This is a genomic window from Pantoea sp. X-Soil-YNGN-775, from assembly GCF_059730575.1.
In genome coordinates this window covers 152,836-165,133 of the sequence record NZ_AP035947.1, presented here as the reverse complement: position 1 = coordinate 165,133, position 12,298 = coordinate 152,836, and the positions used below count along the sequence as shown (strand labels likewise).

Genomic DNA, 12,298 nt, shown 5'->3' with positions numbered 1-12,298 from the left:
AGTTAACCGTTAAGCCGTGTTAACCTAAGGTTGAACCGATTCAGTCGGTGGGTCCAATAGCAAAACCTGTTAACTTTGAGACGTTTTTGATATGGAACTTCGCCATCTGCGTTATTTCGTCGCCGTCGCCCAGACGCTTCACTTCACCCGGGCTGCTGAAATGCTCGGGATATCGCAGCCGCCGCTGAGTCAGCAGATCCTGCGGCTGGAGCAGGAGATCGGGACGCCGCTGCTGAAGCGGCTGACGCGCGGGGTTGAGCTTACCGAAGCGGGTGAAGCTTTCCTCGAAGAGGCACAGCAGATTGTCCAGCTGGCCGATCATGCGCTGGAAAATGCGCGAGGCATTGCCCGGGGGATCAGTGGGCAGATGTCGCTGGGGTTTGCCAGTTCGGTGGCGTTTAATCCGCGCATATTTGCGCTGATCCGTCAGTTCACCGAGCGCTATCCGGCAATGGAGCTGCTGACGCGTGAAGAGAACATGGCGCTGCTGATGCAGGATTTACAGGAAGGCTTGCTGGATGCGGCGTTTATCCGCCTGCCGTGCGAGAGCAGCAAGGCGTTTAACCTGCGGGTGATTTCCACCGAGAAAATGCTGATCGCGCTGCCGCGTCAGCACCCACTCAGTCAGGCTCCGGCGGTGGCGCTGTCGGCACTGGCGCAAGAAACACTGGTGATCTTCCCGCGCGAGGTTGCACCCAGCCTGTATGAACTGATCGTCAGCGCCTGCCTGCGGGCCGGCTTTTCGCGCCAGGCTTTTCAGCAGGCACCGCAAATCACCTCTTCACTGGGGATGGTCGGTGCCGGATGCGGCATCGCGCTGGTGCCGGAGTCGATGCGCTGCGTCGATAATCCCCAAATCTGCTTCTGCGAAATCGAAAATAACACCTTATTCACCGACGTGGCATTCGCCTGGCGGCGCTACCATCCGTCAAAAGCGGTGCTGCATTTGCTGTCGATGCTGGCGGAAAAACCACCGGTCTGAGGCGAAGCGGCGTTGATAAGCGCAGGCTATTGAACTGAACACAATAACCGACTGGCTACGCGGGTCCGGGTTGCGAATAATCGAGCCATGACTACATACCGCGTAAGAGTCGGGTTTCACAACCCGTCAGCCCTGACATTCAGGCAACTGGATGAGATTCTGGAGCCGCAGCGATTCTGGAGAACAGCGTCCGCCAGCGGCAGGTTCCGCTATTTTATGGAGTATGAGTATCAATCTGACATCCGCGATCTCTGCTCAGTCTGCTCACTGGCCTACAGCCAGGCCTGTAAGGTCCGCAAGTGCCCGCTGATTCTGGTTGAAGTGATGAAGTAATCCTGCTGGCCGATCCCGCCGCTGCGTGGCGGGATCGGCACGTGCGCCTGAATCAGCCCGGCTTTCGGTTCATCAACAGGCTCAGCGCGGCAGGCAGCACCGTCAGCGTAACCAGCGTGCCGCTCACCAGTCCGCCAATAATCGCAAACGCCATCGGGCCCCAGAAAACCTGATGCGAGATGGGGATCATGCCGAGGATCGCGGCGCAGGCGGTCAGCAGAATGGGCCGGACGCGATGATGTGCCGCCTGGCTGATCGCCCGATCAGCCGCCAGCCCGGCGCGGCTATTGGCATCCACTTCACTGATCATGATCACCGCGTTACGGATGATAATACCGGCCAGCGCGATAATCCCCAGCAGGGCCACAAATCCCAGCGGGGTGCCCGCCGGCAACATGGCTAACACGATGCCCGGCAGGCCAAACGGTGCCATGCAGAGCGCCAGCAGCATGCTGGAAAAGCGCTGAAGCTGGATCATCAGCAGCACCAGCATGGCGCAGATCGTCACCGGCAGCAGCGCGAACACCGAACCGTTACCTTTGTCCGATTCCGCCACCACGCCACCTTCCTCAATACCGTATCCGGTGGGCAGGGTGGCACGCAGCGCGTCGACCTGCGGTGCGAGCTGTGCTGACACCGTTTCAGCACGCTGGCCCGGCGCGATATCGGTCTGCACGGTAATGTAAGCCAGCCGCTGACGTCGCCAGATCACCGGATCGTCGACGCCCCACTGCAGAGTTGCCACCTGACTCAGCGGGATTTTCTGCCCGCTGGCGGTGGTGAGCATCAGACCGGCCAGCACCGCCGTATCCTGCCGACCGGCATCATTGCCGCGCAGCACTACATCGATTAACCGGTTGCGGTCGCGCAGTGAGGTGATCACGCTGCCGGACATCACGGTGTTCAGCGCGCGGGCAATGCTGTCAGATGAGACCCCAACCGCGCGGGCCGCGGTCTGATTGACCGCCACAGTGATCGCCCGTTCCGGTTCGCCGGCAGTAAGATTGACTTCGCGGGTGAGCGGCGAGCGGGCAATCACCGCCGCCAGCTGGTCAGCAGCCTGCCGCACCCGGGCATTATCCGGCCCGGTAATGCGGTATTTGAGTGGCCAGCCGACCGGCGGGCCGAGTTCGAGCGGCGAAACCCGGGTGGTGATGTCGCTGAAGCTGTTTGCCAGTATGCGTTCGAGCCGCTTACGCAGCCGATCGCGTGCCGCCAGATCTTTCGCTACCACCACCAGCTGGGCGGTATTTTCATTATCCAGCAGCACATCCATCGGCAGATAAAAGCGCACCGCACCGGAGCCAATGTAGCTGGTAAAATTGGCGACGTCAGGATCGTGATGGAGGCTCTGTTCCAGCCGTTCAGTGCGGCGCGCGGTTTCGGCCTGGGCGGCATTGGCGGGTAGCGTCAGGCTGACCAGCAGTTCGGGGCGATCGGACGACGGGAAAAACTCTCCCTGCATAAACGTGGTGGCGTAAAGGCTGACGGCTAATACCGCCAGCGCTGCGCCGAGGGTAATTAACCGTCGCTGCAGGATCGCCGCCAGCAGCCGGTGGTAGGCACGCATCAGGATACCCGGCGGCCGGTGTGCCTTGATGCTGTCCGCTGACAGCAGCCAGCTACCGGTCAGCGGTGAAAACAGAATGGCGACCACCCACGAGCAGAGCAGGGCCAGGGCGATCACCACAAACAGTGAGTAGCAATACTCGCCCGCGCTGGAGGCGGCGAATCCGACCGGAATGAAGCCGGCTATCATCACCAGCGTACCGGTCAGCATCGGGAAGGCGGTGGTTTTAAATGCATAGGTGGCGGCCTGCCATTTGCTGTCGCCCGCTTCCAGCCGCGCCACCATCGCTTCCACGGTAATCATGGCGTCATCCACCAGCAGTCCCAGCGCGATGATCAGCGCACCGAGCGAAATGCGTTGCAGCCCGATCCCCGCCAGCAGCATGCCGGTGAAGGTCATCGCCAGCACCAGCGGGATCGCTGCGGCCACCACCAGACCGGCCCGCAGCCCCAGTGACACAAACGAGACGGCCAGCACAATCACAATCGCCTCGCCCAGCACCCGGACAAAGCCGCTGACCGCCGTTTTGACCACCGCAGACTGATCGGCCACCCGGGTCAGGGTAATGCCGTGCGGTAGCTGACTGGCTAATCGGGTCATCCGCCGATCCAGCTGCAGGCCAAAGTCGAGCATATTGCCGGTCGCGGCCATGGAAATAGCCAGTCCTATGGCCGGTACGCCGTTAACCCGAAATTCTGGCGCTGGCGGCTCGGCGGATTGCAGGCTGATGGTCGCCAGATCGGTCAGCGGAATAAAACGCTGGCCGATATGCAGCGTCACCGCCTGCAGGCTGGCGACCGAGGTCAGAGTCCCGCTCACCCGCAGCGCGATGTTTTCGCGGTCGGTACGCAGGCTGCCGGCAGGCACTACGTCATTTTGCGACCTGAGCGCATCGCTGACCTGTTGTAAATCCAGCCCCATCCCATCCAGCCGGCGCGGAGAAAAGGCAATCACCACCTGCTGCTCCTGTACTCCGAGTAAGCGGGTTTTGCCGATGTCCGGCAGATCGGCCAGACTGCGCCGCAGATTATCGACCCGATCGCGCAGCTCCCGCGAGGTGAAGCCTTCGGCGGTAAAACCATAAATGGTGCCGAAGGTGTCATCAAATTCATCGTTGACGGCAGGCCCCTGCACGCCCTGCGGCAGCGAAGGCGCGATATCCTGCATTTTTTTACGCAGTTGATACCAGATGCCTGCTACCGCGGCAGGTGAGGTGTCATCGCGCAGATTGACATAAATCACCGTCTGCCCGGCCCGGGTTTCGCTCTCAACCGCGTCCAGTGACGGGATCTCCTGCACCTTTTTTTCCAGCACGTCGGTGACCAGCTGCACGGTAGTGTCCACGTCCGCGCCCGGCCATTGGGCGGAGATCACCGCAGTTTTGACGGTAAATGCTGGATCTTCGTTACGCGACAGGTGCTCATAGCTCAGAACGCCTGTCGCCATCACCAGCAGCATGAAAAAGATCACCAGCTGCTGATGCGCCAGCGCCCAGCCTGACAGGTTAAAGCCGTTTTGCGCTTTCATGGCTGCTCCTGCTGTAACGCGACCTGTTCGCCCGGCTGCAGCGTACTGACGCCGGCGGTCACTACCTGGTCACCCGGCGCGATCCCGCCGCTGATGAAAATCTGATCCGCCGTGAAGCGGGCCAGTACCACCGGACGCAGCTGCAACCGCCGGGTCGGGCGATCCACCACCAGCAGCGCCGGCTTTTCACCGGCGCGGGTCAGGGTGCTGGCGGGTAAGGCGATCACCGGCGGCTGACCATCGGGCAGGCTGACCATCACCGTGGCACCCAGCGCCATCGCGGGCGGTGGGTCAGTCAGGTTGAGCCGCAGTCGCCAGGTCCGGGTCTGCGGATCGGCCTGCGGACTGATGTCACGCACCCGGCCGCTGACCTGCACCTGCGGGTCGGCAAGCAGCGTCACCTTCAGCGGCGTGGCGTCGTCAGGCCGCAGCAGACCCGGCTCTGACAGATCAAACACCGCATCGCGGGCGTCGCCCGCCGCCAGCGTCATCACGCTTTGCCCGGCGCTGACGACCTGACCTGGCTGAACGTTGACGGCCGTGATCCGGCCAGCGGCTGGTGCCCTGAGCTGGGTCCAGCTGAGCTGATCTTCGGCATTTTTCAGCGCTGCTTCACTGCTGAGGCGACGGGATTGGGCGCTCTGAAAGTCCGCCTGCGCGCTGTCCAGCTGGCTGCGGGCGATAGCACCGCCTGGCATCAGCAACCGCATCCGGTGCAGATTGAGGGCGGCAACACGTTCGGCGGCGCGGGCGCTGTCCAGGTCGGCCCGGGCGCTGCTCAACTGGTTTTGCGCCGGGTTGTCATCAAGCATGGCCAGCGGCTGACCGGCTGTGACGCTGTCACCCAATTCGACCGTCCGGCGGATAACGCGGCCGTCGAGCCGGAAGGCCAGCGCCACCTCCTGATGGGCGTGGATCTCACCGGTCAGGGAGGCAGATGCATCATTGCTGAAGGGCGGCGCAACCACGGTGTTAACCGGCCGCAGCGGGGCAGCGGGCGGGGCGGAATTATCATCACGGCAGCCGGTGATGATCAGTACGCCCAGCAACACCAACACTATCGGGGCAAAGATGTGAACATTGAGCAGATGACGCCACAGCTGTCGGGCAGCATCCGGAAGTAAGTCTGTCATAACCGGGTTCCTGTAATGAGTTGTGCTCATTGAACCCGGCTTGTGTCCAGAATCCTTCGATGATCCGTCAAGAAACGGTCAAGTTGCGCCGATTCAGCTCACCGGCAGGGTCATACCGATTAACAGACCGCCTCCGGCGGGCAGGCTGGCGTGGAGGGTACCGCCGTGCGCGTCGACTATCGCTTTGGCGATCGATAAGCCGAGGCCGCTGCCGCCGGAGTGGCGGGCACGTGACGAATCTGCCCGGGTAAAGCGATCAAACAGCGTCGGCAGGAAATTAAGATCCACTGCCTGGCCGTAATCGCGGAAGGTCAGAACCGTGGCGCGATCGCTCTGGCTGGCGTGGATCTCCAGCCGTCCGCCCTCCGCGCCGTAGCGCAGGGCGTTTTCGCAGATGATGGTCACCACCTGACCCAGACGAAACGGATCGGCAGTGAGGTAAAGATCCTGCGCCGGCGTCACGCTGATGGCGACACCCGCTTCCCGCGCCTGTGGCATCAGCCAGCCGGTCCGCTCCCGCAGCAGTTCACTGAGATTAAAGCGATCGCGGTTCAGGGTCAGCTGGCCGGCATCCGCCAGTGACAACAGATGCAGCTCATCGGTCAGACGACTGAGCTGCGTCAGCTGTTTCATGATCATCGCCAGCTGCTGCGGCTCAGGCTGGAACACGCCGTCGAGAATTCCCTGTAACCGGCCGATAGCGGCCGTCAGCGGCGATCGCAGTTCGTGCGCCATCGCAACGTGCGAGGCACGCAGTTCGCGCTCGTAGCGCGCCAGCTGTTGCGTCATCTGGTTGAAGTCTTCGGTGAAGCGCACCAGCTCCTGCGGTGCCTCTTTCACCAGCGCTGCCGATCGACCAAATTCCCCTTTTGAGACTGCACGCGCCGCCGTTGCCAGTTGGCTGAACTGCGCAGACAGCGGACGGGCGAAACGCAGCGCCATCAGCACCATAAACGGGATCGTCACCACCACCAGCACGATCACCGTAAGCCAGTCTGACGAAGCCAGCGACGGATCAGAAAAGTTGATGCCCCACCACTGATCGATAATTTGATGGAAGCGGGCCGGATCGCTGGCGGGATGTTGCCGCAGCTGGGTGAACTCCTCCAGCACCGCGGGCGGCATACGGTAATAAACCCAGAATGCCTGTACTGCGAATCGCAGCCACATGCAGATGGCGATCAGCACAACGCTGCCTATCGCCAGAAACAGCACCCGCAGGCAGATCCAGCGCCAGAGTGAAGGATGAGAAGTGTTTTTCATGGTTGTCTGAACCGGTAGCCCACGCTGCGTACCGCCGGTAACACGTCGGTAATACCCGCCACTTCCAGCTTGCGCCGCAGGTTATAGACGTGGGTATCCACCACCCGCTCCAGCGCATCGCTTTCCGGCAGGCAGTGCTCCAGCAGGAACAGGCGGGTAAACGGGCGGGTTGGCGCACGCATCATCGTTACCAGCAGAGAAAACTCGGTTGGGGTCAGATCGAGGCGGCGGGGTTCGGCACCGTCATGCTTTACCACGGCGATCAGCGCCAGCGGATCGACCTCTAACCCGGCCCAGCGTAAGGTTTCCGGCTGCGGTGTTGGGTTCTGACTGCGGCGTAATACCGCCTGAACCCGTGCCACCACTTCGCCTGGGTTGTAGGGCTTAACGACGTAGTCGTCCGCGCCATAGCGCAGCGCACCGATGCGGTCCGGTGCATCGCCCATCGCGGTGACCATAATCACCGGCGTGTCGTCGCGCCGCCGCAGCGCCGCCAGCACTTCGGTGCCGTTCATGCCGGGCAGCATGATATCCAGCAGGATCAGATTGGGCTGCCAGCGTCGGGCCGCATCCAGACCGCTCAGGCCATCTCCGGCAATCGTAACGTCATAATTTTCACGTTTCAGATAGGCCTCAAGCACGCCGGCCGCATCCGCATCATCTTCAATAATCAGTACACGTTTTGACTGCATTTTCGCACCACCTTGACTGTTTCTTCATAAATCCCTGGCCGTTCATTGATACGTGCCTCGCATACTCCGGCCAGAAACGCGGCACTGACCCCCTCAGTTCCGCAACGTGATGTGATGATGAGGAAAGGTGATGATAACCGGAAAAATAAAGCTTCACATGGTCTGTTTTTCGCTGAGCATAAGCGCAGCGGCAGCCATGGCCGATCAGGGTACAACGCCCGCGCCCAGCCTGACGCTGGGCATCGCGGGTATCAATGCGCCGCGCTACAGCGGGGCGGATAAACGCCACTGGCAGTTAATGCCGCTGATTCAGGCGCGTGACGGCGCCTTCTTTCTCGATACGCAAAAGGGTGTCGGTTATGACCTGCAGGCGGATAACGGTCTCTATCTTGAACATACGCTGGGTTACGGGCTGGGGCGGGCTGATAGCCACTCTTCGTGGCGTGACGGCGATGATCGACTCAAAGGCATGGGCAAGATTGACGCTACCGTCAATACTTCACTGGCCGTGGGCTGGTCGATCACATCCTGGCTGACAGTAGAAGGCAAGGCGACCCTGCCCTTGAGCGACAGTCAGGGCGTGCAGTATCGCCCCTCTGTCACCCTTATTCCCTGGCAGACCGACAGCGACACGGTCGCCCTGCAGGCAGCAGGCCTGTTCGGCGATGGGCGTTACCTTAATACCTTTTATGGCGTTAACAGCCAGCAAAGTGCGCGCAGCGGTTTTGCACGCTATAACGCGGCCGGTGGATTTTACGGCACTGACACCAGCCTGACCTGGAGCCATCAGTTCACGCCGACGTGGGCCGCCAGCGTGATCGGTGATTACACCTGGCTGGATAAACACGCCTCGGATAGCCCGATCGTTGCACGGTGCAACGGGGTCTCCGCCACCCTTGCACTGAGTTACACCTTCTGATGACGACATGGCGGGGAGGATGAGATGCGCAGCCATCGAACGCTGCTTGCCGCACTGCTGCTGTTGTATCTGCTGGTGTTTGGGCTGCTCGGGCTGGCGATCAGCCTGTTTGATGCCCCACGGGGATAGCACCTATGGTGCAGGGAGGGCGAAGCGCACCGTGCGTCGCTGCATGGCGCAGAGGGACTGCGCCAGCTTTTAACGATGTGGTCCGGTTGCCCGCTATCAGGCGCGCGGTTGCCGCTGATACAGATGAATAATCTCTTCAGACAGTTCGCGCGCCAGCATCGACGTCATTAAGTGATCCTGGGCGTGGACCATAATTAAGGTCATCGGCTGGCGGCCTTCACCGGCATCCTGTTCAATCAGCCGGGTTTGCATTTTATGCGCCTGGCGGGTGAAGGTATCGGCCTGCTGCAACAGTTCCCGCGCCTGCTCGATCTCCCCCTGACGCGCCGCCTGCAATGCTTCAAAGCAGAGACTGCGCGACTGGCCGGCATTAACAATAATCTCCATTACCGCCTCTTCCTGATCGATCATGATAAATTCTCCGGGTGGTTAAAACCGTTACGGGCCGAGGTCGCCGCAAACCATTCACCGCTTTTTTTCACCGTGCGCTGCTGAGTGGTGATATCCAGCTGAACAAAGCCATAACGGTTCTTATAGCCGTTACACCATGACCAGTTATCGATAAAGGTCCACATGTGATAACCGAGACACTGGCTGCCTTCGGCAATCGCCCGGTGAACCCATTTAAGGTGTTCGGCGACAAAGTCGATGCGGTATTGATCGTTGATCTGTCCGTCCTCAACAAAACGCTGTTCATTCTCTACGCCCATGCCGTTTTCTGAGATAAAGCAGCGTGGATTACCGTAATTCAGCCGCAGGTTGGTGAGAATGTCATAGATGCCGGGCTCATAGATTTCCCAGCCGCGGTAAGGGTTCATTTTCCGCCCTGGCATCTCATAGCTGTCAAAGAACCATTCCGGCATAAACGGCGCAGCGGGATTGATTGCGCTGTCGCGGCATTTTACCCGACGCGGCTGATAATAATTGACCCCGAGCAGGTCGATGACGCCGTCGGCGATCAGCGCCTGATCCTCCGGCTGGGTTGGCGGTAGCTGGTCATACTGCCTGAGCAGCGCCACCAGATCCGCCGGAAATTCGCCGCGTAACACCGGGTCGAGAAAGCTGCGGTTAAACAGCAGATCGGCGTGATGCGCTGCGGTCAGATCGGCCGGGTTTTGCGAACGCGGATAAGAGGGAGTCAGATTGAGCACGATGCCGATTTCACCGCCAAACCGTCCATCCCGGAAGGTGCGAACCGCCGAAGCATGGGCCAGTACGGTGTGATAAGCCACCGTTGCCGCCCGGCGAAAATCGACCACGTTGGGATAATGGAAGTCGTACAGATATCCACCCTCAACCGGCACAATCGGCTCGTTAAAGGTAAACCAGTGCTGCACCCGATCGCCGAACAGCTCAAAACAGAGGCGGGCGTAGCGACTGAACGCCGCGACGACCTGACGATTCTCCCAGCCGCCCAGCTGCTGCATCGCCATTGGCATATCAAAATGAAACAGGGTGATGAACGGCGTGACGCCCTGTGCCAGCAGTTCGTCAATCACATTGTTGTAGAACGCCACCGCCTGCGGATTGACCTCACCGTTGCCGTCCGGAATCAGTCGCGCCCAGCTGATTGAGGTACGAAAGCTGTTATGATTCAGCTGCTTCAGCAAGGCGATATCTTCGCGCCAGTGCTGATAAAAGGTCGAGGTGTCAGCCGGTCCAATCTGCTGATGGAAACGCGATGGCTGTTGCGAATACCAGTGATCCCAGATGGTGGCACTTTTGCCGCCGGTTACGCTATCGCCTTCAGTCTGCAGCGCGGAACTGGCGCTGCCCCACCAGAAGTTATCGGGAAATGTGTAGTGCATGGTGCCTCTCTCCAGCGGAATTAGTGAGTACTGGCGCTTTCAGCCAGTGGGGCCTGTGACTGCGCCTTTTCCTGATCGGTTTTCATCAGCGATCGTTCGTAGGCGCGCAGGAACGGCAGGTAGCACAGGGCGGAAAGCACCATGCAGACCAGACACATCACCACCGGACTGATCGCCCAGTTGGCCGCCCAGGACGCGCCAATCGGTGCGGGTGTGGTCCACGGCGTAAGCGAAACCACCTGCGCCAGCCAGCCGAGTCGGGTGGCGGTGTAGGCCAGCACGGCGTTCAGCATGGGTACGCAGACAAAGGGAATAAACATCAGCGGATTCATGATGATTGGCGCGCCAAACAGGATCGGCTCGTTGATATTAAAGAAGCTCGGCACGATGCCCATTCTGCCGATGGTGCGCAGATGGGTGGCGCGGCTGCGCAGCAACAGAAAGGCCAGCGGCAGGGTAGAGCCGACACCGCCGATCAACAGGTAGTGATCCCAGAAACCTTGCAGATAGATGTGCGGCAATACCGTGCCCGCTGCCAGTGCGGCCTGGTTAGCGGAGAGATTAGCCATCCAGAACGGGTTCATAATGCCGGTCACAATCAGCGCACCGTGAATACCGGCAAACCAGAAGATCTGACACAGCAGCACCGACAGCAGAATCGCCGGCAGTGAGTCAGAGGCGGAAACCAGCGGTGCCAGCAGATGCATGATCGCCTGCGGAATGATCATCCCGGTTTTCGCCTCAATCAACAGATTGAGCGGATGCAGGGTGCCGATAATCACCACCACCGGGATCAAAATCTCAAACGATCGCGCCACCCCGGTCGGGACCTCTTTCGGCAGGCGGATAGTGATGTTGTTGTGCTTCAGCCAGGCGTAAACACGGGTGGCATAAATGGCGGTCAGCAGTGCGGTAAAAATCCCCTGGCCGGAAAGATATTCGGTAGAGATGGTGTGATTAGAATAGGGTGCGGCCACCAGTAAAAAGGCCATAAAAGAGAGCAGGCCGGACATCACCGGATCCAGCGAGAACTGCCGTCCCAGGCTGGCTCCGACGCCCACCGAAATAAAAAAGGTCATTACCCCCATGCTGAGGTTAAACGGCAGCATCAGCTGCTCACGGTAGGTGGCGGAGAAATCGAGCCAGGCCCGGGCCACGCTGTTGGTGCTGGTGGCTGAGAAGGGAGGAAAGATAAACACCAGCATAAAGGAGCCAATGATCATAAACGGCAGGGCAGCGGTAAAGCCGTCACGAATGGCGATGACATATTTCTGCTGCCCCAGCCGGCCAGCCAGCGGCGTAATCGATTGCTCGATCACCGCAATCATCGATTGATAAAGTGAGCTCATAGGGCCGCCTTTTCATTCGACGCCGCGATCAGCGACAGCGCAAAATCCAGCACCTTGTCACCGCGTTGCATGCCGTAATCCATCATATCGATCGGTTGTACCGGCACATTCTGGCCTGCCGCTTTATCGGCCAGGCTTTTCAGCATGTATTTCACCTGCGGCCCGAGTAACACCACCTGATAGCGGGAAAACTGTTCATCAAACTCCGCCACGCCAAACGCCTTGATTTCAACTTCCAGCGCCCGTTGCGCGGCAGCTTCTTCCATTTTCCGCACCAGCATGCTGGTAGACATTCCTGCTGAACAACACAACATGATTCTGTACATGGTTACTGTTCCTCACCTTTGACACCAAAGTGAGGCTGATTGGATATCATATGGAAACCGGTTTCCATCGGCGGCGATCAGAAGTGTGATGGCGGTCAATAAGCCAGTAATACAGGCTTTTTTAATTGGATTCCGGTCACAAAAATGGCTGTAATAGCGCAGCCTTTTCGGGTATTTGGAAAATCGGTTTCCATAGAATGATGTTATGGCTATACTTTGGCCGGCGAACAAATGGGCAGATAGCTCAGGTTGGCTTTTTTTGGCATA

The 12,298-nt window shown here is 59.7% G+C and carries 11 protein-coding genes; 3 read left to right on the top strand and 8 right to left on the bottom strand.

Annotation, left to right across the window (positions count from 1 at the left end; all coding sequences use genetic code 11):
- The first annotated feature begins 91 nt into the window (after nt 1–91).
- Both AC6I8I_RS23785 and AC6I8I_RS23780 read left to right on the top strand, forming a co-directional pair.
- The gene (locus AC6I8I_RS23785; protein ID WP_497828946.1) at nt 92–982 is read left to right on the top strand and encodes a LysR family transcriptional regulator; all 891 of its coding nucleotides are present in this window, start codon (nt 92–94) and stop codon (nt 980–982) included.
- 87 nt (nt 983–1,069) lie between these two features.
- Nucleotides 1,070–1,315, top strand: coding sequence for a hypothetical protein (locus tag AC6I8I_RS23780; RefSeq protein ID WP_031378213.1), 246 nt, complete (start codon nt 1,070–1,072; stop codon nt 1,313–1,315).
- Between the two features lie 52 nt (nt 1,316–1,367).
- Here the strand turns inward: AC6I8I_RS23780 and AC6I8I_RS23775 are convergent, their stop codons facing one another.
- The 4 genes from AC6I8I_RS23775 to AC6I8I_RS23760 all read right to left on the bottom strand — a co-directional run bounded on the left by AC6I8I_RS23775 (nt 1,368) and on the right by AC6I8I_RS23760 (nt 7,500).
- Nucleotides 1,368–4,412, bottom strand: coding sequence for an efflux RND transporter permease subunit (locus AC6I8I_RS23775; protein WP_497828945.1), 3,045 nt, complete (start codon nt 4,410–4,412; stop codon nt 1,368–1,370).
- Nucleotides 4,409–5,545 carry an efflux RND transporter periplasmic adaptor subunit gene (locus AC6I8I_RS23770; protein ID WP_497828944.1) on the bottom strand — a complete coding sequence of 379 codons (1,137 nt, stop codon included), beginning with the start codon at nt 5,543–5,545 and terminating at the stop codon, nt 4,409–4,411. Before AC6I8I_RS23770 ends, AC6I8I_RS23775 begins: the two co-directional genes overlap by 4 nt.
- A 93-nt stretch (nt 5,546–5,638) precedes the next feature.
- Nucleotides 5,639–6,808, bottom strand: a complete 1,170-nt coding sequence (locus AC6I8I_RS23765; RefSeq protein ID WP_031378228.1) for a sensor histidine kinase — start codon at nt 6,806–6,808, stop codon at nt 5,639–5,641.
- Nucleotides 6,805–7,500 (bottom strand): response regulator, encoded by a 696-nt coding sequence (locus tag AC6I8I_RS23760; RefSeq protein ID WP_497828943.1) that lies wholly within the window; start codon nt 7,498–7,500, stop codon nt 6,805–6,807. The genes AC6I8I_RS23765 and AC6I8I_RS23760 overlap by 4 nt, the downstream gene beginning before the upstream one ends.
- A 130-nt stretch (nt 7,501–7,630) precedes the next feature.
- Between AC6I8I_RS23760 and AC6I8I_RS23755 the strand changes: the two genes are divergently transcribed.
- On the top strand, nt 7,631–8,419 hold the full coding sequence (locus AC6I8I_RS23755; RefSeq protein WP_497828942.1) for a MipA/OmpV family protein: 789 nt from the start codon (nt 7,631–7,633) through the stop codon (nt 8,417–8,419).
- Between the two features lie 225 nt (nt 8,420–8,644).
- On the opposite strand, the gene AC6I8I_RS23750 is transcribed toward AC6I8I_RS23755, so the two are convergent.
- The 4 genes from AC6I8I_RS23750 to AC6I8I_RS23735 are packed head-to-tail and all read right to left on the bottom strand — an operon-like array spanning nt 8,645 to nt 12,031.
- Nucleotides 8,645–8,959, bottom strand: a complete 315-nt coding sequence (locus tag AC6I8I_RS23750) for a PTS lactose/cellobiose transporter subunit IIA (RefSeq protein WP_031378229.1) — start codon at nt 8,957–8,959, stop codon at nt 8,645–8,647.
- A complete protein-coding gene (locus AC6I8I_RS23745) occupies nt 8,956–10,356 on the bottom strand; it encodes a glycoside hydrolase family 1 protein (protein WP_497828941.1) in 1,401 nt (466 codons plus the stop codon). Before AC6I8I_RS23745 ends, AC6I8I_RS23750 begins: the two co-directional genes overlap by 4 nt.
- Nucleotides 10,357–10,376: 20 nt before the next feature.
- Complete coding sequence (locus AC6I8I_RS23740; RefSeq protein ID WP_312056229.1) at nt 10,377–11,705, bottom strand: PTS sugar transporter subunit IIC; 1,329 nt, start codon at nt 11,703–11,705, stop codon at nt 10,377–10,379.
- On the bottom strand, nt 11,702–12,031 hold the full coding sequence (locus AC6I8I_RS23735; RefSeq protein WP_312056228.1) for a PTS sugar transporter subunit IIB: 330 nt from the start codon (nt 12,029–12,031) through the stop codon (nt 11,702–11,704). The genes AC6I8I_RS23740 and AC6I8I_RS23735 overlap by 4 nt, the downstream gene beginning before the upstream one ends.
- Nucleotides 12,032–12,298 lie beyond the last annotated feature (267 nt).